Origin of the sequence: Chondromyces crocatus, from assembly GCF_001189295.1 — a bacterium.
Taxonomy (GTDB): domain Bacteria; phylum Myxococcota_A; class Polyangia; order Polyangiales; family Polyangiaceae; genus Chondromyces; species Chondromyces crocatus.
This window is the reverse complement of sequence record NZ_CP012159.1, coordinates 11,152,529-11,172,252: the sequence shown is the minus strand read 5'-3', so window position 1 is coordinate 11,172,252 and position 19,724 is coordinate 11,152,529. Positions and strand designations below refer to the sequence as shown.

16 protein-coding genes are annotated in these 19,724 nt (G+C 68.3%); 8 read left to right on the top strand and 8 right to left on the bottom strand.

Annotated elements, in window-relative coordinates; translation table 11 throughout:
- Positions 1–237: 237 nt before the first annotated feature.
- Positions 238–2,517, bottom strand: coding sequence for an EGF domain-containing protein (locus CMC5_RS40710; RefSeq protein ID WP_050435466.1), 2,280 nt, complete (start codon positions 2,515–2,517; stop codon positions 238–240).
- A 316-nt stretch (positions 2,518–2,833) separates the two neighbouring features.
- Between CMC5_RS40710 and CMC5_RS40705 the strand changes: the two genes are divergently transcribed.
- Both CMC5_RS40705 and CMC5_RS40700 read left to right on the top strand, forming a co-directional pair.
- Positions 2,834–3,187, top strand: coding sequence for a hypothetical protein (locus tag CMC5_RS40705; protein ID WP_050435465.1), 354 nt, complete (start codon positions 2,834–2,836; stop codon positions 3,185–3,187).
- Positions 3,188–3,265: 78 nt separating this feature from the next.
- Positions 3,266–4,051 (top strand): OBAP family protein, encoded by a 786-nt coding sequence (locus CMC5_RS40700; RefSeq protein WP_245678168.1) that lies wholly within the window; start codon positions 3,266–3,268, stop codon positions 4,049–4,051.
- Between the two features lie 150 nt (positions 4,052–4,201).
- Here CMC5_RS40700 and CMC5_RS40695 read toward each other — a convergent pair whose 3' ends face one another.
- Together CMC5_RS40695 and CMC5_RS40690 are read right to left on the bottom strand one after the other, a co-directional pair.
- Entirely contained in the window at positions 4,202–6,382 is a 2,181-nt protein-coding gene (locus CMC5_RS40695; RefSeq protein ID WP_050435464.1) for a hypothetical protein, read from the bottom strand.
- A 296-nt stretch (positions 6,383–6,678) separates the two neighbouring features.
- Positions 6,679–7,548 carry a Crp/Fnr family transcriptional regulator gene (locus CMC5_RS40690; RefSeq protein ID WP_050435463.1) on the bottom strand — a complete coding sequence of 290 codons (870 nt, stop codon included), beginning with the start codon at positions 7,546–7,548 and terminating at the stop codon, positions 6,679–6,681.
- A 142-nt stretch (positions 7,549–7,690) separates the two neighbouring features.
- Here CMC5_RS40690 and CMC5_RS40685 point away from each other — a divergent pair, with 142 nt between their 5' ends.
- The 5 genes from CMC5_RS40685 (at position 7,691) to CMC5_RS40665 (ending at position 13,134) form a co-directional block, all read left to right on the top strand.
- The gene (locus tag CMC5_RS40685) at positions 7,691–8,626 is read left to right on the top strand and encodes a hypothetical protein (RefSeq protein ID WP_050435462.1); all 936 of its coding nucleotides are present in this window, start codon (positions 7,691–7,693) and stop codon (positions 8,624–8,626) included.
- Between the two features lie 10 nt (positions 8,627–8,636).
- On the top strand, positions 8,637–10,616 hold the full coding sequence (gene nadE, locus CMC5_RS40680) for an NAD(+) synthase (RefSeq protein WP_082363307.1): 1,980 nt from the start codon (positions 8,637–8,639) through the stop codon (positions 10,614–10,616).
- Positions 10,617–10,732: 116 nt separating this feature from the next.
- Positions 10,733–11,644, top strand: a complete 912-nt coding sequence (locus CMC5_RS40675; protein WP_050435461.1) for a hypothetical protein — start codon at positions 10,733–10,735, stop codon at positions 11,642–11,644.
- Between the two features lie 123 nt (positions 11,645–11,767).
- Positions 11,768–12,391, top strand: a complete 624-nt coding sequence (locus CMC5_RS40670; protein ID WP_050435460.1) for a hypothetical protein — start codon at positions 11,768–11,770, stop codon at positions 12,389–12,391.
- A gap of 41 nt (positions 12,392–12,432) precedes the next feature.
- Positions 12,433–13,134 carry a hypothetical protein gene (locus CMC5_RS40665; protein ID WP_156339251.1) on the top strand — a complete coding sequence of 234 codons (702 nt, stop codon included), beginning with the start codon at positions 12,433–12,435 and terminating at the stop codon, positions 13,132–13,134.
- A 13-nt stretch (positions 13,135–13,147) separates the two neighbouring features.
- Here CMC5_RS40665 and CMC5_RS40660 read toward each other — a convergent pair whose 3' ends face one another.
- From CMC5_RS40660 to CMC5_RS40635, 5 genes are all read right to left on the bottom strand, one after another.
- Positions 13,148–13,639, bottom strand: a complete 492-nt coding sequence (locus tag CMC5_RS40660; protein ID WP_050435458.1) for a hypothetical protein — start codon at positions 13,637–13,639, stop codon at positions 13,148–13,150.
- A 2-nt stretch (positions 13,640–13,641) separates the two neighbouring features.
- Positions 13,642–14,160, bottom strand: a complete 519-nt coding sequence (locus CMC5_RS40655; protein ID WP_050435456.1) for a HEAT repeat domain-containing protein — start codon at positions 14,158–14,160, stop codon at positions 13,642–13,644.
- A complete protein-coding gene (locus CMC5_RS40650) occupies positions 14,157–14,909 on the bottom strand; it encodes a TIGR04255 family protein (RefSeq protein WP_050435454.1) in 753 nt (250 codons plus the stop codon). Before CMC5_RS40650 ends, CMC5_RS40655 begins: the two co-directional genes overlap by 4 nt.
- Before the next feature lie 294 nt (positions 14,910–15,203).
- The gene (add, locus tag CMC5_RS40645; protein WP_245678167.1) at positions 15,204–16,493 is read right to left on the bottom strand and encodes an adenosine deaminase; all 1,290 of its coding nucleotides are present in this window, start codon (positions 16,491–16,493) and stop codon (positions 15,204–15,206) included.
- 504 nt (positions 16,494–16,997) lie between these two features.
- Entirely contained in the window at positions 16,998–17,249 is a 252-nt protein-coding gene (locus CMC5_RS40635; protein ID WP_050435452.1) for a hypothetical protein, read from the bottom strand.
- Positions 17,250–18,126: 877 nt separating this feature from the next.
- Between CMC5_RS40635 and CMC5_RS40630 the strand changes: the two genes are divergently transcribed.
- Complete coding sequence (locus tag CMC5_RS40630) at positions 18,127–19,704, top strand: aminopeptidase P family protein (RefSeq protein ID WP_050435451.1); 1,578 nt, start codon at positions 18,127–18,129, stop codon at positions 19,702–19,704.
- Positions 19,705–19,724: the final 20 nt, after the last annotated feature.

The window sequence follows — 19,724 nt, the reverse complement described above, 5'->3', positions numbered from 1 at the left end:
GGGACGCCACCCGAGCGTGCCCTCCACGCCGCGATGGCTCCGTCCAGACGAGCGTCGAAGCGCGACATCGCCGCTCATCGCTCGAATTGCTCGCTCGAGAGGGAATCTCGTGCAGTCGAGACGGCCGCTGGTGTCTCCAGCGAGGCGCCGTCGCGGAGGAAGAAAATCCGCGCCGGACGCTCCCTTCGACCCCACCGAGACGTGCTCGTGTCGAAGGGAGCGCCGCGGGCGCCTGGTTCAGGCTCGCCGTGCCCGGCGTGGCCTTCGCAGTCGGGCACCGATGACGGCTGCCCCTGCCACGAGCAGCAGCGAGGCAGGCGGTGCGCTCGACGGCGTGCCCGGCGTGGAGCAAGAGCACCCACCTTCCGCGTACACATCGTCCCCGCCTGGACCTGCCGTTCCACCGCCTGCGCTGTCGTCTCCGCCAGCTCCGTCGCCGCCAGCGCCACCGGTACCACCGGCACCACCGCCGCCACCGGCACCACCGCCGCCACCGGTCCCGGGGTTCACCGGCGTGCAGGTGACGCCATCGCCCTCGAAGCCCTCGTTGCAGGTGCAGGTGAAGCCACCCTCATGGTTCTCGCAGGTGGCGTTGTCGTCGCAGTCGTTCGTCGACGGATCGGCGCACTCGTCGATGTCGGTGCAGACCGTGCCATCGCCCTCGAAGCCCCCGTTGCAGGTGCAGGTGAAGCCACCCTCGTCGTTCTCGCATGTGGCATTCTCGTCGCAGGTGTTCGTCGTCGGATCGGCGCACTCGTCGATGTCGGTGCAGACCGTGCCGTCGCCCTCGAAGCCCTCGTTGCACGTGCACTCGAACCCACCCACCGTGTTCTCGCAGGTCGCGTCGTCATCGCAGGTGTTCGCCGTGGGATCGAGGCATTCGTCGATGTCGGCGCAGACCGTGCCGTCGCCTTCGAAGCCCTCGTTGCACGTGCACTCGAACCCACCCACCGTGTTCTCGCAGGTGGCGTTCTCGTCGCAGGTGTTCGTCGACGGGTCGGCGCACTCGTCCGTGTCGGTGCAGACGAAGCCATTGCCCGTGTACCCGGGCAAGCACGTGCAGGTATAGCTGCCTGGCAGGTTGGTGCAGACCGCATTGCCATCGCAGTCGTTCGTGCTCGGATCTGCGCATTCGTCGATGTCCGTGCACGTGACGCCATCGCCGACGTAGCCCGGAAGGCAGGTGCAGGTGTAGCTGCCCGGGGTGTTGGTGCAGGTGGCCTGCGGGCTGCAATTGTTGGCACCCGGGTCGGCGCACTCGTCGATGTCGTTGCAGGTGACGCCATTGCCGGCATAGCCAGGGTTACAGGTGCAGGTGTAGCTGCCCGGGGTGTTGGTGCAGGTGGCCTGCGGGCTGCAATCGTTGGCACCCGGGTCGGCGCATTCGTCGATGTCGTTGCAGGTGACGCCGTTCCCCGCATAGCCGGGGTTACAGGTGCAGGTGTAGCTGCCCGGGGTGTTGGTGCAGGTGGCCAGAGGGCTGCAATCGTTGGCACCCGGGTCGGTGCACTCGTTGATGTCGGTGCAGCCAGCGGGCGGCTGGCCCACCGTGCAGGAACCATCGCCGGCGGGGTTGTCGGGATCGTTGTTGCACAGCGGCGTCCCGGTGTAGCCGCTGGGACAGACGTCGGCGCCGTTCGCGAACTCGAGCTCGTCGCAGACCTCCACGCCCGGGTTCAGGTAGCCGTCGCCGCACACATTGTGCCGGCACTGGTTGGTGCAGGCATCATTGTTCGACGAGTTGCCGTCATCGCACTCCTCGCAGAGCTGGAGGGTCCCGTTGCCGCACGTGGGCAAGGTCCCCTGGGCGACCAGGAAGCGGAAGATGCCAGGGTCGTTGGCGTTGGTCAGGTTGACCAGGTTGAGCACCGAGCCCGTCCCCGACCCAGGGAGCGCCACCGCATTGATGGTGTCACCCGCGTCGATGCCGGCGGTGGCCGGCGTTCCCCCGAGGCCGTTCGAACCATTGCTGGCATCTCCCGTGGTCCAGAGGAGCTGCTCGTACCGGAACTCGACCTCGAAATTCGCCGCCGTCGGGCACACTTCCTCGTCGTTGTTCGTCAGGATGACCTGAAACGCATTCAGCTTGTCGACCTTCTGGTTGTAATAGCCGACGTAATCCCAGGTCACCATCAAGCGCTTGCCCGCGGTGTCGACGCACAAGCTCAGGCTCCCCACGTTCGGCCGCAGATCCACATCGGCGAAGAACGGCGCGATCGTCGGGATGGTGAGGCCCGGGATCGCCGTCGGCGTGTACGTGCTGACCGGGCTGCCGAACGACAGGTTGCCATTCACGTTGACGTAGAAGGTGTTGAACGTGCTCAAGAAGGGGATCCCCGAAGGGAACACCTGCGCGACCGTCGCCGTCGGGACGAGGTAGCTCCCATCGTCGAGCAGCGAGATCAGTGGCCGGAGCTGGATGTTCTGCGCTCCTGGGGGGCAGGAGACGAGCTGCGCGGCCTCCGCTTCGAGCGGCACACCCGCCAGGGCTGCGAGCCCTGCGAGGCTGCTGAACAAGGCGGCGCATCGTCGGCTCCGCGCCGACGCGAGGTGTGCGCCGGTTCCTCTCCTGGTACTGCCCATCTCGATTCCTCCTGAAACTACGATGCGCTTCGGACGGCTTTCGTCGGTGCGCAACCAGCGATTCTGTCAGAGTTTCCCTGGGGGACCAACTACATGGCGGCAGCTCGACGTCCTCATCCCTTCATGTGAGCTGCGCGTGCCCGGGCCTGATGGCCTATCGGGGGCATGTCGCTTGCTCCATCAGGGTCTGATCGGGCTTCGCAGGCGTCTCCGCTGAAGCGCGGTGGGGCCGCGGAAGGGGGCAGGGGGGATGAGTGCGCTGCTGAAGAAGGGATGGTTCGTGTGGGCGGCTGGTGCGCTGCTGTTCTTCCTGAGCTGGGTCGCATTCACGATAGCGAGCCACCCTCGAGGCCTCTTCAGCACCTGGAGCCATACGTCGGCACGGTTCGCGCGCGTCGTGCTCCCCGTCTATCGAGAGGTCGAATCGTTCGCAGTCGCTCATCTCGGCATGGTCATCCACTGGCTCTGGATTGCGCTTCTGGCCGTCCTGTACGTGCTGCTCATGCTGTTCACCCGGGGCACGCGCAGCGAGCGGAGCCCCCGACCGGGGCGCCCGTCGGGATCAGAGTCCGATGTCGGATGGCTGTGGCGCGTTCGCCCCTGACTTCCGAAGCCTCGATCCATGCGCGGGAAGGACGCCTGGCGCCTTCCCGATCCCCCCAGCCCAACCCAGGAGAGAGTGATGATGGCACACCCCCGAACCGACATTCGCTTGGACCTCGCCGCCCTGGTCACAGCGCTCGCATGTGTCACAGGGTGTACCGAGAACAAGCCAGCGCCAGCGCAGGTGACGCCAGAGGGCGCCGAGAAGAAGGCCGACACCAAGGTCCTTGCGAAGGGGGCCGAGGCACTCCAGGACCTGAGCCCCGTCCGCGCACTGGATTATTACCTCGACGGCTTCCACGTCATGAAGGACGACACCTCGCTGCACATGGAGGCCCATCATTACTGCCGGGACCTCAATGAAGAGTTCACGCAATGCGTGATCTTCGATGGCACCGTCGCCAGCGCGAACCTGATCGGGATCGAATACATCATCTCCGAGCGCCTCTTCGAAGGGCTCCCGGAGGACGAGAAGCCCCGCTGGCACCCGCACAATTACGAGATCCTTTCGGGTCAGCTCACGCTACCGGGAATCCCGGAAGTGGCAGAGAAGAAAGCGCTCGAGAAGAAGCTCAACAGCTACGGCAAGACCTGGCATGTCTGGGACACGGGTCACGTCGGTCATCCCAGGGCGAACGCCTTGCCCGTCGGCCTGCCGCTCCTCGCCTGGTCGTACAACCGTGATGGAGAGGCTCCGGCCGATCTGGTCGCCGGGCGGGATGAGCGCACCGGGATCTCCACCGAAGAGCGCCGCCGCAGCCGCGCCGACCTCGCCCCGCTCGCCCGACCCCAGCGCGGCGTCGACGACATCCGGAGCGCCTTCCCAGGCGCCTCCGGCGCGCCCGCGGGCGTCTCCGGGAAGTAGCCCCTGGACCCGTTCTGTGTGCGCCGCAGGCAGCTCGACACTGGACTCCCGCGCGTTCACCCCATCACGGCATCCCTTGGCGCGAGGGGTTGCTCATCGGGTCGCTGGGCTCGCCCCCCTCTCCCACCCTCGCGCCGTCATGCGAGCCCATCATCGTGCGGCGGCCGCTCCCGTCAGTTGCTTGAGCGACGCGACCGCCAGCGCCGCGCGCTGCTTCCGCTCTTTCACCAGCTGCTCCGCCTGCGCACGCAGCGAGGCGAGCCGATCCTCGGTGGCGAGGATCCGCTTCGTGAACCGCTCGACGCCTTCCGAGTCACCCTTCGCCGCCGAGAGATAGCCACGGAGGCGCTGAAGCTCGGTCACCACGCTGGTGATGCTCTCCTGCACCTTCGGCAGCGCGTCACGGCGCTGCTCGGCCACCTGCATCTCCGCGGCTGCGGCGCGCAGGGCTGCCCGTTGCCCTGCAGGCAGGGTGGTCACGGCGGCCAGACTGGCGAGGCGCTTCGACGACCACTCCTGTGCAGAATACGACCGCCGCAGCCCCTCCTCGACCTTCAGCTCCCGGACTGGCTGCGCCTTCGCTTCCACCTGGAAGATGGCCATCGCCTTCCTCGACTCGCTGTCGTAGTCCAGCTCGTCGGCGCCCTCCACCCGTGAATTCATGACGTAATCGAGGTTCACGAACACCGTGCGCGGACTCTGGCTCTTGTTGATGATCGCGTACGTCACGCGGTGAAAGCGCACGTAATGCTCCACGAGTGCCCCGTGCTCGAACACGACGAGGCGCGGCTCGTCCCGGAACGAGGCCTTGTGCCTCTCCAGCTCGACGTCGAGGTCCGTGCCGAAGACCACCGTACGCCGATCGTTCGGGATCAGCCGGTCCACCGTCGCCTCCCCGGCGAAGCCCCCGTCCGCGAAGAACGCAATCGGTCCTGCGGGCAAGGTCTGGCCGGTGTCGTTCCGCAGCCGCGCCGCGCTCCGCGCCGCGGCCCCCGGGGACTCGAAATGCGCGATGCGGCGCGCGCTCACCGCCCGCTGCACGAAGGGCACCAGCGCCGACCCGTGCGCCCGCAGATCGATCGGCTCGGGGAGCACATAACGAAACAGCACCCCCGACTCCACGCCGTCGGCCTGCACGATCGCCGCCAGGTTCCCGACGGAAAGCGCCGTGCTGGCACCCGCGCCGTGGACCACCGCCTTCCCGATCGTTCCCACGCCGCCCAGCCCGATCCCGTACCCCCGCCCGCCGCCCCCATGCCCGACGCCGGTCAGGCCGAACCCTGACGCACCGTGGGACTCCTCGTCGCCCCACATCGAGTCCACCGTGCGCCCGTGGAGCTGCGGCACCGTGGAGAGCGCTTCGTCGGGCGTCACCAGCTCCCGCCGCCCGTAGCGCGGCGCCGCGAGCGGGAACAGGAACGACGCTGGCTGCCCGTTGACCAGCTCGACCCGCACCTGCTTCCAGGCCTCGTCGGTGTCGTTGTGGACCAGCGCCCAGCCTTGCAGCACCCCGCCGCCCGCGTCGTCGAGCAGCAGCCGGTAGCTCGACCGCCACACCGGCGTCTCCGCCACGTACCCCAGCGTCACGGGCGCCGTGCTCGACGCCATCACCCGCAGCGGCCGTCGCGCGGCACCTCCTTGCGGCGACGTCGCGTCGAGCCCTGATCCCAGCCGCGCCGCGAACGCTGGATCCGTCGGCCTCACCCCGACGACCTCCGCCGACCGGAGCCGCCGCACCTCCCCCCGATCGGTCAGCAGCAGCAAGGTCAGGTGGCGCGCCGCCGCGCACGCCGAGACGGCCCCCGCCTCACCTCCCGCCTCCGGCCTTCCGGAAGCCCGCTCCCCGCTCCCTGCCCGCGCCGGCTGGCACTCCGCCACCTCGGCCTGGGCCGGCTCGACGACATCGATCAACCGCCCCCGCAGCGTTTCTTGCCCGGTCCGCAGCTCCACCGACGCGCCCTTCAGGCTCTGCAAGAGCTTCGGGTAGGTGACGAGTTCCTCCCCCTCGGGCAACCCTGCCAGCGCGCGCCCCATCGATGGCGACACGCTGCTGGCGAACTCCACCCCCGTCACCGTGGCCTTCCCCCCCTCACCCAGCACCACCAGCGTCTTCAGCGCATCGTCCAGGTGCGTCGCTGGCACGGGCAGCGCCACCTCCGACCGATTCCCCAGCTTCCCGGTGCGCTCGAAGTACCCCAGCCCCACCTCGTAGAGCCGCACCGCTTTCAGCGGCAACGTGGACGGTGCGCGCTCCTGCGCGCCTGCGGTGCTCGCCAGGGTGACCAGAGCCAGTGCACCTGCAACGGACAGCTTCCACGTCGATGTCGCCATGCCCTCTCCTCGGGTGAACGCGCCTCCCTGGGACACGCGCCTCCCTTGCGGGTTCCCGGCGAACGCAGGAGGACCTCGATTCAGACCGGAACACGTTCAGACCTGGGCACGCGGTGGTGTCAGACCGGGGGACGCCGTCCTGTGAGGTGCGCCGAGCGTGCAGCGGGTGATGCGTGACAGGCCTGGACGACCGAAGCGGCGAGACGGGTCAGATTTTCCGAGTGGATTTCGGGGGGTGGGGCCCCGACGAGCATGGCTCGGCGGGGCTGCGGCAGAGCGTGCTTCTGCCGTATCGCTCAAACCACGAAGTCGAGCAGCTCCAGGCGGGTCAGGTAGTCCTGCAGCGTCTTCCGGTACTCGTCGATGAGCAGGTCGAGCCGGATCAGGATGAACCCATCGTCTCGTGCCTCCACACGCCCGCTCACCGGGATCTCTCCGCTCGGCAGCACCAGCACCCCGCTCCAGTCCTCGTGCGGCACCGAAGCGTTCTCCGGCAGCGGCCCGAGGCGCAGCCACCCATCGGACAGCTCCTGCACCGGCACGAGCTGACCGCTGTCGAGCCGCACCGAACTCTTCAGCGTGCGGCTCGGCTCCACCAGGTAGTGCCAGCGCCGGTTCTTCTCGATGAGATCCTCCAGCGTCGCGCAGATCTGCCGGCTCAGCGCCGTCTCCTCGTTCTCCAGCACGAAATCGAGAAGGGTCTTCATCCCCTTCTGCGTGCGGATCAGGTTCGTCCGCACCTCTTCCAGCCGGTTCTGATCGCGCCGGAGCTTGTCGGCCACGATGTTCAGCAGGTTGTGGTAGAACGGGAACGCCACGTCGCCGTACTGCTCGAAGAACTGACGCAGCGCGCCGATGCCGATGCTCCAGACCTCCGACGGCTTGCTCGTCACGGCGGTGGTGGCGCGGCGGAAGCCGGTCACTGCGCCGAGCTCACCGATGGGCGCGATCGGGTTCAACAGGAAGCGGGTGGTGGCGCCTTCCTTCAGCGCGACCTCGCCGCTGACGAGCAGGTGCAGATGTTCGGGAGCCGTACCCGCCTCGAAGAGCACCTCGTCGGCCGCCAAGGTGCGGCGCTCGAAGGCGGCCATCAGGGTCTCCAGATGGGCCTCGGTGATCTTCTCGAAGACGGGAATCGCGTGCAGGTCTGAAGGACGGAGCGCCATGCTACCTCCAAGGGCGGGGCGAGCGCCGGGCACGGCGCCCGAGTGCTTCGGTTCGGGCCGGGCATGCTAGCGAGGTTCCTCGGGTGCCGGTAGTGTCCTCGGCACGATGGTGAAGCGTCATGGTGTGCACTGTGGGGAAGGGATGACGCGCCTGTGGGCTCCCTGGCTTCTGGCCATCGGACACGCGCTCTTCGCGCTGTCCTGCGGCGGCGCCCCGACACCGCCGCCCGAAGCGCCCATCGCCGAGGCCCCGAAACCCCGCAACGCCGCGACGATCGCCCAGGAGATCGCGGGTGGGAAGGTGTCGGTCCTCGTGTACGCCGAGCGCGCCCGAGGCCATGCCCTCTCCGCGCAGCTCGCCAAGCTGAACCTCTGGGGCCCGGTCCTCGACGGCACGGGCATCGACCCCCAGAAGAACCTCCTGCGCGCCTTCGTCACCGCGCCGAGCGTGCGGGCCGAGCGCGAGGCGGTCATCGTCCTCGAACACGACCTCACCCCCGAGCAGCTCCAGACGGGCCTCGACACCCTCCGCGGGCGCAGCGACCCCCCGGCCGTCCCGCTCGACGGGCTGGGCCTCCCCGCGACCCAGGTGACCATCCAGGGCCACACCCGCGTCGTCGCCGTCGTCGAGCCCTCGTTCCTGGTGGTCCTCCCCCAGGACAAGGCCTCGCAAGCGAAGCGCTTCCTCGGCACGGGCGGCTTCCCTGATCCCGAAGGCCCCGAGGCCGCCCTCGCCACCGCCCTCGAACCCTCGACCACCTTGCGCGTGCAGCGCGCCCCCCGCGTTCCCGAGACCATCGGCGCGCTCTCTGCTGGCCTCGTCCTCGAACCCGACGGCGGCGCCCAGCTCGTGCTCGACGGCGTGAGCCAGAGCCCCGAGCAAGCGCAGGAAGACGCGCGTCACCTGACCGCCGAAGTCGACCAGGCCACCTCCTTTCGCGTCTCCATCATCAAGGTGCGCGTCTTCGATCCCGTGCGTTTCACGGCCGAGGGCGACCGTGTGAAGGCGCAACGACGCCTCACCCCTCAGGAGATCGACCGCCTCTTCGGACTGCTCTCCGCCGTGATGCCGCGCTAGGCTGCGCCCCGTGCGGCTCGTCAAGATTGGCATCGCCAGCGTCAACTCCACCGTCGGCGCCGTGCGCGCCAACACCGACCGCTGCATCGCGCTCGCCCGCGCCATGGCTGCGGAGGACGTCACCCTCGCCGTGTTTCCCGAGCAGGTCATCGGCGGCTACCCCACCGAGGACCTCATCCAGTGGCACGGCTTCGTCGACAGCCAGCGCCGTGAACTCGAACGCTTCGCTGCCGAGACCGCGGGCCTGCCCACCGTGCTCGCCCTCGGCCTCACCGTCGGCGTCGGTGGTGACCTCTTCAACTGCGCCGCCCTCGTCCACCGCGGCCGCATCGTAGGCTTCACCCCCAAGGAGAAGCTCCCCACCTACAACATCTTCTACGAAGCGCGCACCTTCTCCCGCGGCACCCCTTACCTCGAGCTCGACGCTGGCGGCGTCTTCTGCGGCGACCGCCTCTACACCTTCGACTTCGGCACCATCGGCCTCGAGATCTGCGAAGACATCTGGTCCCCCGACGGCCCCATGCGCCGCCGCTGCTACTCCGGCGCCGAGATCATCTGCAACCTCTCCGCCTCCCCCTTCCGCGCCGGCGTCCCCTCCACCCGCCGCGAGATGATCGCCACCCGCGCCGCCGACAACCAGGCCACCGTCGTCTACGCCAACCTCGTCGGCGGCAACGACGGCCTCGTTTTCGACGGCGGCGGCCTCGTCAACCAGAACGGCCGCCCCATGCTCGACGCTCCCCGCTGGCGCCAGGGCTACGCCGCCACCGTCGTCGACCTCGACCGCACCACCCGTGGCCGCCGCGAAGCCAGCACCTGGCGCAGCGACCTCGAAGAATTCAGACGCACCGGGCAGCGCGCCGTACCCGTCGTCCGCGAGGCCGGGTCCACCGCCGACCGCGCCTCGCTCAAGTACCCCGCCCCGCCCCGTGGCACGACCTTCTTCCTCCCCAGCGCCGCCCCTCCCAGCGCCTCCCCCCGCGACGAACTCCTCGACGACTTCTTCGAAGGCGCGGCCCTCGGCGTCGCCGACTACTACCGCAAGATCGGCGCCTTCCGCGGCATCGGCATCGCCCTCTCCGGCGGCCGCGACTCCGCCTTGAGCCTCATGGTCGCCTGGCGCGCCCTCGGCGTTCTCGCCCCCGACCTCGAAGGTGACGACCTCCGCGCCGAGATCGGCCGCAAGCTCACCACCTTCTACATGCCCACCCGCTACTCCAGCGACGCCACCCAGGGCGCCGCCGCCCAGCTCGCCCACGACCTCGGCGCCAGGTTCTCCGTCGAGCCCATCGAGGAAGCCTTCGACCGCGAGGTCGACGCCACCACCTCCATGCTCGGCGGCGAGGCGACGATCACCGAACTCACCCGCCAGAACGTCCAGGCCCGCATCCGCGGCACCCGCATGTGGAACTGGTCCAACTCGAGCGGCGCCCTCTTCCTCCAGACCGGCAACATGAGCGAGAAGGCCCTCGGCTACACCACCGTCGGTGGCGACCTCGAAGGCGCCTTCAGCGTCATCGCCAACCTTCCGAAGACCGTGGTGAACGCCCTGCTCGAGCGCCTCTCTCGCCGCTTCGGCTTCAAGGGCCTCGCCCAGACCCTCGGCACCATGCCTGGCCCCGAGCTGGCCGAGAACCAGTCCGGCGAAGCCGAACTCATGCCCTACGAGATTCTCGACGCCTGCCTCTACCTCTACGGCGCCGAGAAGCTCACCCGGGACGAGATCTCCCTCGCCTTGCCCAGCCTCTTCCCCGACCACGATCCCGAGCAGCTCCGCGGCTACGCCGAGAAGTTCGTGCTGCTCTTCTCCCGCGCCATCTTCAAGTGGGTGCAGGCCCCCCTCGCCGTACACCTCGGCACCCTCGACCTCGACCGCGAGCGCGCCCTCCAGCTCCCCGTCGTGCAGCGCACCGAGTGGGAAGCCCACCTCCCGACGCCGCCCGCGATCACCCCGCCCCCGCGCAGCGCCGGCATCGACCCCAAGCCCTGACCCGCTCCTTTCGGCAGCCTCGGCGAGCCCTCCCAGCACAGCCCCGGCGAGCCCTCACGGCGAAGTTTCCCACATCGTCCCGCGCTGCTGGCGGGCCGTCCGCTATACATCCGAGGATGTACGCTCGGTTAACGCTCGCCGTCGCTGCGGCGCTCAGCCTCCATACCGCCATCGCCCTCGCGCAGACCCCGCCGTCGCAGACCGCGGTCCCGGCCGTCGCGTCGACGGGCGAGGACGAGCTGCTCCTGAAAAACGGCGGCATGATCCGCGGCACCATCGTCTCGGTGGAGCCGGACCGCGAGGTCGTCATCGTCGTCTACGGCACCGGCGAACAGCGCCGCATCCCCTGGGCCGACGTCGACAAGGTCGACCGTGGCAAGCACACCCAACGCCCGACGCCGGAAGCGCTTCCACCGCCGCCAGCGCCTCCCGCGCACGCTGCGCCGCCGCCCCCCCCTCCCGTCGCTCCTCGAGGCGAACCAGCGTCGCCCCCGCCGGGGACACCTGGCATCGTCAAGCTGCACATCGAAGCCAACAAGCCCAACATCGGCCTCTACGAGGTCACGGCCTCGGGGGTCATCGTCGGGATGAGAGGGAGCGCGAGCGTCGTCATGGCGCGTCTGGCCTGCGTCGCACCCTGCGACAAGCTCATCGACGGTAGAGCGGGTCAGACCTTCTACTTCGACGGCAATGACATCAACACGTCGGGCGGCTTCCGCCTGGAAGGTCAGACGGGCCGCTTCGTGGCGCGGGTCGATGCGGGGAGCGCTGGTGCCCGCACCGGCGGCGTCTGGCTCACGTCCGCCGGTGCTACCGGCATTCTGGCAGGAGGCCTCACCCTCGGCATCGGCGCAGCCACCGATGATGGGACGCCCGGCAATCCGGGCGCGGCCATGGTCCCCATCGGCGGCGTGGCCCTCGGCGTCGGCGCCGCGCTCTTGATCCCCGGCATCATCCTGATCGCGACGACCGGGACCAGCTTCACCCTCGAGCGCAGCCCCATGGATACGGCCCTGTTCCGCTTCTGAACCTCGCGCTCCCACCCCACCCTCCTCGACCTCGACTGCGAGCGACGAACGTCCTGCTCCGACACCGAAGCATCACCACATGACCGCGTCCGGGGAAGGACCCGAACCGCTATACATGAGGTAATGAAGGTTCGGCTGACCCTCACCTTGGGCATGGCCTTGGCCCTTCATGCGACCGTCGCCACCGCGCAGCGACCCCCTGCACCCGGCGTCGTTCGACTCCGCATCGAAGCCAGCAAGCCCGGGGTCGATCTCTACGAGATTGCCGGCTCGGGACTCATCTCGGGGTTCCTCGTCGGTGGCAGGATCTCGAAACTCTACGTCGTCGACGTGGCCCGCAAGGTGTGCGCTGCGCCTTGCGACCGTGTCATCGACGGCCGAGCGGGCCAGGACTTCTTCTTCTCGGGCGATGGGATCACCGGCTCCGAGACCTTCCGTCTGAACGACCAGACGGGCCGCATGCTGGCACGGGTCGACGCAGGAAGCCTCGCCGCCCGCTCCGCTGGCGCCGTGCTCACGTACACGGGCGGTGGCGCCGTCCTCGCTGGAGGCGTCGTCCTCGGCGTGGGCGCAGCGGCCATGGCGCAGTCGTCCGACGACGTTGCTCCGACCCTCTCGATCATGGGCGGCGCCACCCTCGGCGTGGGCGTGGCGCTCTTGATCCCGGGCATCCTCCTGATTGCGACGAGCGGGACCGAGTTCACCCTCGGGCGCAGCCTCGGGGACACCGCCCTCTTCCGTTTCTGATCCTCCGTGGCACGCTCACCCACCGGGCCGTACCCTGCTGGATGCATCGAAGAAAAACAGCGCTCGCGCTCTCCGCTGCTTCTCTTCTCCTTGCGGCCCCTGCGGCAGCGCAGCCCGAGCCGACGGATGCTGCTCCTGCCGCTCCTGCTGCGGTGCAGCCTGCGCCAGCAGAGGCAGCTCCCAGGGAGGCACAGCCTGCGCCCGTGGGTGAAGCTGCCGTTTCTCCTCCCCCCGGCACCCCGGGCGTCGTCCGGTTCCGCATCGACGCCGACGAGCCGGGCGTCGAGCTTTACCAGCGCCTCGCACCAGGCGTCGGGGTGGCGGCCGTCGAGCCCGAAGGGACCTGGACGACGTTCCTGGTCTGCGCCGCGCCGTGCGACCAGACCATCGATGGACGCGCAGGACAGCACTTCTTCTTCGGCGGCGAGGGCTTCAGCAACTCCAGCACCTTCCGCCTCGACAAGCAGACCGGCAGCATCACCGCCCACGTCCGCCCTGCGAAGACCATCCTCCGCAACCTCGGCCTCGGCTTCACCTTCGGCGGCGCCACCGCGGCTCTCGGCGGCGGCTTCGCGCTCGGTTATGGCGTGCTCAAGTCGAACGAGACCATCGCCGTCGGCGGCAGCATCTCGCTCGGCATCGGCCTCGCGCACCTCATCCCTGGCATCCTCCTCCTGGCCATGAGCGGCACCAGGTTCACCCTCGGCAGCGGCCCGGTCGACGCCGCCCTCCTGCACTTCTGAGCGGACTGCTCCTTCAGGGCTTTCGCAGTTTGATTAGCCAGGATCTGGCGTCGGGCGCCGCCGCTGCGGCGGTCCATTCAGGATCGTGCTCCTCGATGCGCTGGCGTGCGTAGGCAATGACGTCTTGCTTCGGAATGGGAATACGCCCTTCGCCCCCTTTGGCGACAAGCTCCGAGATGAGCGCGAGGAGGTCAGCCTCATCGTTCAGGAGTATTTCCCTGTGCTGATCACGGACGAACGCGAACGCCAATTTTCCCGGCGTTGTTTGCACGGCTCGATCCTTCACCGAGGACTCGATGGCCAGCGCTCGGGTTGGCGGATCGATGTGATGGGCATGTTCCGCGTAGGCACGCAGGAGAGGGCCTGTCTGGCCATCCAGTTCATAGACGGAAGGCCTCAGATCCGGTCCGCCATGCTTCGATTTGAACTCCCGCTTCTGGAGCTCCTCGATGGGTAGGTCTTCCTCCCAGTTCGCGCCACGTCGAGCGAAGCGGAACAGAGGCATGTTCACATCTCTTCGAGGGCGTCGGCGGCTGCTGTTCGCACGGCGTTGCTTCGATCGCTTGCGGCTAGCTGTGCGAGCTTCTCGCGCACGGCCGCATCCTGGTGCCGGGTAATGCCGTAGATCGCGCCCTCCCGTACCACAGCTTCGGTATGAGAAAGCAGCGGCAGCAGGGTAGTTTGGACCGCGTGGCTGTTCTTCAGTTGCCCAGCAATCTCGGCTGCGAATGTCAGGTCTGCCGCCTCGAGCTTGCCATTCCGGATCAACCGGAGCAGCTCGGCAGGGTGCTGAAGCGCCAGAAACTCGAACAACCCCTCGCAGGGTTCTCTCCAGCGGCTGGCCACGATCTGAGCGATGGGCGGTGAGAGCGCGTCCAGGGACGGAGGCACCGGACGAAGGGCATGCTGGTCCAGGAAGACCTGCTGCTCTGCCTGCATGATGGCGCGCGCTACACTGCCCTGACCAGGAGAAGGGAGGTAGTCGGTCACCAGCGCTGACGGACTGAGCAAGAGCAGCATCGTCATAGGTAGGCTTTCCACGTCTCCTTCTCCAGCGACGAGAAGAAGCAATCATTTTTTATTTCGCGCAGCCTGTCGAACTCGGTCCAGATGGCGTCGGCATCCGAGGTCGGGTCAAAGGTTCGCGACGTGGAGACATCGATGTCCAGAATGAGGTGAGGAGGCGCCCCTTCCTCTGGAGGGCTCTCCGTCAGCTCCGTGATCACGGCTCTGCGACCGTCCTCGAAAGGGACGACGAGCCTCATGAAATACGCTTCGAGCGTCTGCGGAAGCTCTGGGCTCACCTCCGGACGTGTCCGCAATTGTTTTGCCAGATCGCGGCCTGCGACGAGTGCGAGCTTGTTGATGTAGCGCAGCGAGCATCGCACCACCTTCAGCGGTCGAGCGATCTTTGAATACTCCAGCCACAGTCCTTCGGCTTGCTGTCGCAGCGCCTCCCAGTCCTCGTAGGACTGGACGTGGTTGACCGTCACGCCATCCACCCTGATCTGGACAGCCCTCGATTGATCCGCGTTCCAGTGGATTCGTCCGAGGGTCTGCGATGTGCCAGGCATCCTCGCCTCCAGCTCCTCGCCATCCGTCGGCAGGTGATACTGAATGTGCTGGATGGGCCGGATCGCGGGAAAGTCGTGAAGGATGCCGTTCGAGAGTTCTTCCAGCGTTTCTACCGTCACTTCAGGGGGCAGCTCGACACGGATGTCGAGGAGCGCCTCCCTGATGGGAGCGTGACGGAGATGCGGATGGGGGCTGCTCATGCCGTCTCGAACAACCACGAAAACAGGCTGTTGTAACGATTCCTTACCATGTTCTGTCGGATACCGTTAGCTGTCCGGCAAACCCGTTCCTCGGCCCTGCTCGATCCCGACAGAGCGATGTGACGAGCAAGCCGACCTGTCTACCGTGCGTGGAAGAACGATGGTCCAGGGGGAAGGTGGTGGAGAGAAGAGCAGCTCGGGACAGGGAGCGAGCGCTCCCCTCGATCGCGCCGTCGTGCTCGGGACGCTGCGTCCCGAGTCGTTCGGCATCGTCACCTCGCTCGTGTCAGCGCGTCAGTTTGCTGCGTCGCTCTGGCTCGGCGTGCTCGAAGCGCTCGCACTGCTCGTGCTGCTGGCGCCACCTGAAGCGCTCGCGCTGCTCGCTGCGCTCGACGACCGCGGCGCGTCGGCGGGCGGCGTGGGCACCGGACCTTGTGCGCGGTGGCTCCGCGTATCGGAGTACTGGAAGCTCGGCTGCGACCGCAGCGCGATCACCTCCGGCGACTCTGGCGAGACCGTCCCGTCGGCGTGGAAGCGCTCCAGCTCCTTCGACACCCGCCGCAGGTAGCCCTGCTTCACGTGGAAGGGCAGGAACGCGCTCTTGAACCCGGCCACGATGAGCGCCTTGATCTCGTCGAGCGAGAAGCCCATCTCCACGTGGCAGCGCCACAGCTCCTTCGACACCGTCGTGTCGGTGACCAGCCGGTTGTCGGTGTTCACCGTCACCCGCAACCCGAGGTTGTGGTACAGCTTCAGCGGGTGCGACGCGAAGTCGCGCACCGCGCCGGTCTGCACGTTCGACGACGGACACACCTCCAGCGGGATGCGCTGATCGTTGATGTAGTGCAGCAGGTCCCCGGACTCGCGCAGCCGGCACCCGTGCCCGATCCGGTGCGCCCCGCACACGTGCAGCGCCTGCGCGATCGACTCCGGACCGTACGCCTCGCCTGCATGGATCGTGCAGTTGATGTTGTTCTGCCGCACGAGCTGGAACGCCGCCCGGTGGTGCTTCGCCGGGTGATCGTACTCCGCGCCGGCGAGATCGAACCCGACCACCCCGCGCCCCTTGTACGCCACCGCCAGCTCCGCCATCTCCAGCGACGACTCCGGCGAGATGTTCCGGATCCCGCACAGGATCACAGCGCTCTCGATCCCCAGCTTGTCGTGCGCCGCCCGCAGCCCTGCGAGCACCGCCTCCACCACGTTCGTCAGGTGCAGCCCCTCGCGTGTGTGGAGCATCGGCGCGTAGCGCACCTCCATGTACCGCACGTTCTCGCGCGCCGCGTCCTCGGCCAGCTCGTAGGCGCAGCGGAACAGCGCCTCCTCCGTCTGCAGCACCAGCAAGGTGATGTCGAACGCCTTCAGGTATTCCACCAGCGAGCCACAGTTCTCGCCGAGGTTCATCGCCTTGCGCAGCTCCGCGGGATCGAAGCTCGGCAGCTCGATGCCGCCACGGCGCGCCAGGTCGATGAGGGTCTCCAGGCGGATGGAGCCGTCGAGATGAACGTGAAGGTCGGTCTTGGGGAGCTGCTGGAAGAACTCCAGCGGCAGTTTGTGCCCAGAGTGCTCGGGGAGGTCAGCCATGGGCCATTCTGCCACCCGATCCTGCCCAGGGAAAGCGCGAGTGCCGCCGTGCTCGGGCTTACGCTATCACCGTGGAGGCCGACCGATCCGCGCTGTGGAGGGCCGCGACGCCCAGCGAGGCTACGGAGGAACTGCGAGGCCGGTGAGGTGACGCAGGGCCGCGACGCCCTGTGAGACCACGAAGGGGCCGCGAAGCTCCGTGCGGTGGAGAGGGCCTGGCAAAGGCGGATGCTGGAGGCGCCCGTCGAACGGAGAGCAAGGCACCAGCGAGACGTCGGTCCCCGGGTGGGTGCGGACGCCGTGAAGCGCCCCGGGATCGTGTGCGCCGCCACGCTGGGTCGCGTGGAGACGTCGCGCTGGTGCCTAGCTCTCCTGCGGTGGGGCCTCTCCAGCATCCGCCTTCGCCAGGTGCGTGCGGATCACGAAGAGAGGGGCTCGAACGTTGGTGCGGAGCGGGGGGTCTCCTGAGGCGACGGGTGGTGATGATCGGGTGATGTCGAGGACTCAGGCCCTCGCGGATTCGACGGCCTCGACGAGGACGCTCGGGTTGACCGCTTGCAACAGGCGCCCCGCGATGTCGTTCACGACCTGCTGGACGCGCTCCGCGAGCGCCGTGGGGGCCGCGGCCACCGCCGCTTGAAGCTCCGCGAACCCAGCTTCCAGCAATAGCCCAGCTTCTTCCTGTGAGGAAGCTTCCATCAGCAGGTGGGCTGCTTTGTTGGCGCGAGCGAGGTGGGTGGAGAGGTCGCGGCTCACCTCTCCAAGATTGGTTCTCCCGGACATAGATCAAGGGGGCGACCTGAAGATTTTTGGGTGTCCCACCGTACGTCCTGGATGAGGCGCCCTGACCGGGTGCCCATCGGCGCTCTGGAAGGGCAAAATGGGTCGCCAGAGCGGAACAGGCCTCGGCGCTGCGCGACCCCGTCAGGTCCGCATCGTGACCTGGAGGCCTCGACGAACGACGGCGACAGGACGAGGGGCTGACGACCCCCCTTGAGGCCGTCGACGGCACCCCGTCCCGAAAACCATCCCCTCAGCAAGCGCGGAGGAGTCCAGGTTCAGGGGTGGATCCGGCGAGGTCACGCCGCTCCTCGTGCCGGGTCGAGCGCCCGACCTGCCCTCGAACGAGGTGGACCCGGGTGGGGCCGCCCCGGGACCAGGTCCCGTGAGTGGACGACGGCACCGCGTCCCGCGAACACAGCCCCCGTGAGTGGACGACGGGACCAGGTCACGCGCGAACACAGCCCCCGTGAGTGCTCGACGGGACCAGGTCACGCGCGAACACAGCCCCCGTGAGCGGACGACGGGACCAGGTCACGCTCCCAGAAGTGATTCAAATCACGCTCGTGCACGAAGGGACGCTGTGGGCAGGTGGTGTGGACGGACATCGGGCTGCCTCCAGGTAGAGCCACCGAGCCGCTTCCGGGCCGTGCTGTCATGTCGTGCTGTGCCCGTGGGCGAGGTGCCGTGCCGCGCCCGAGGGCGAAGCCCCCGTCCCGATCGCTCGGTGGAGCGTGCCGCGATGCGCCAGACGTTTCCCGCGCACATCGCAGCGTTTCAGAGAGCATCTTGCTGGCCTTGCCCGTCGATCGCTCGCTTGAGCGGACGCCCGGTCGGCCTGCATAGTGTCGTCATGACCTACGACCCCGAGACGAGCGCCTCCTTCAGCACGCCCCCGGTCGAGCCGAACGCCCCCACGCTCCCGGAAGGGACCCCTCCGACCCAGGCGCCTCCCGCCGAGCCGCCGCAGGCCTTGCTCGACTTCATGGTCCAGCAGTGGGCCCCGGGGCCAGGGACGCCGTCCGTCCTCGAGCACGCCGAGGTGTTCGCTGCCCGGCGCCGCGCGCTCTCCGAGAAATTCCCCGGCGAGATCCTGGTCATCCCCACCGGCCACGAGCAGGTGCGGGCCAACGACACCACCTACCGCTTCCGTCCGGGCTCCGACTTCTACTACCTGACCGGGAACGTCGAAGCCGACTGCGTCCTGGTCCTGGAGCCGAAGCCGGGCGGCGGTCACCGCGACGTGCTCTACGTCGAGCCGAACCCCGGGCGCAGCGACAAGACCTTCTACACCGACCGGGTGAAGGGCGAGCTGTGGGTCGGCCCGCGCCTCGGCGTGGAGGAGAGCCGGGTGCGCTTCGGCGTCGACGAGTGCCGCGGCCTGCCCGACCTGGAGGCCTACCTCCAAGGTCTGGTGAGCCACGTCAACGACGTCCCCTCGATCCCGCGCCGTGCGCTTCGAGGCATCTCGCCGCTGATCGACCAGACCCTCGACGACCCGCCCCACCGCGGCGAAGGCGACAAGGCCCTCGCCCAGACGCTGTCCGAGATGCGTCTCCTGAAGGACGCGATCGAGGTCGAGGAGCTGAAGAAGGCCGTGGCCGCGACGCAGCGCGGCTTCGAAGACGTGATCCGGTCGCTGGGCCCCTGGCGCCGTGAAGAAGGCCCGGTGCTGCGGCGCCGCGCGAGCTCCGAGCGCGCCGTGGAGAGCATCTTCTACGTGCGGGCGCGCGTGGAGGGCTTCGACGTCGGCTACGGGACCATCGCCGCCGCGGGCGCCCACGCCTGCACGCTGCACTGGACGCGCAACGACGGGGTGGTGAAGCCCGGGGAGCTCTTGCTGCTCGACGCCGGTGTGGAGCTGGAGTCGCTCTACACCGCCGACATCACGCGGACGTTGCCCGTGAGCGGGAAGTTCTCGGCGGCGCAGCGCGAGGTGTACTCCCTGGTGCTGGAGGCGCAGAAGGCGGCATTCGCCGAGGTGCGCCCTGGCCGCGACTTCCTGGAGCCGAACAAGGCCGCGATGCGGGTGCTCGCGCACGGGCTGGAGAAGCTCGGGGTGCTGAAGTCCGCAAAGGAGGCGCTGCGCGAAGACCAGCAGCTCTTCCGCCGCTACACGCTCCACAACGTGAGCCACATGCTGGGCCTCGACGTGCACGACTGCGCGCAAGCGCGGCAGCAGACCTACCGCTTCGGGAAATTGCGCCCCGGGATGGTGCTTACGGTGGAGCCAGGGTTGTACTTCCAGGCCGATGACCTGACCGTGCCCGAGGAGCTGCGCGGGATCGGGGTGCGCATCGAGGACGATCTGCTGGTGACTGAGGACGGCCACGTGAACCTGTCCGAGGGGATCCCGACGGGGCCCGACGAGGTGGAAGCGTGGATGGCGTCGCTGTGGGAGGAAGACCAGGCGGCGCACCGGGCGAGCTAGGGAGAGTAGAGGGGGAAGAG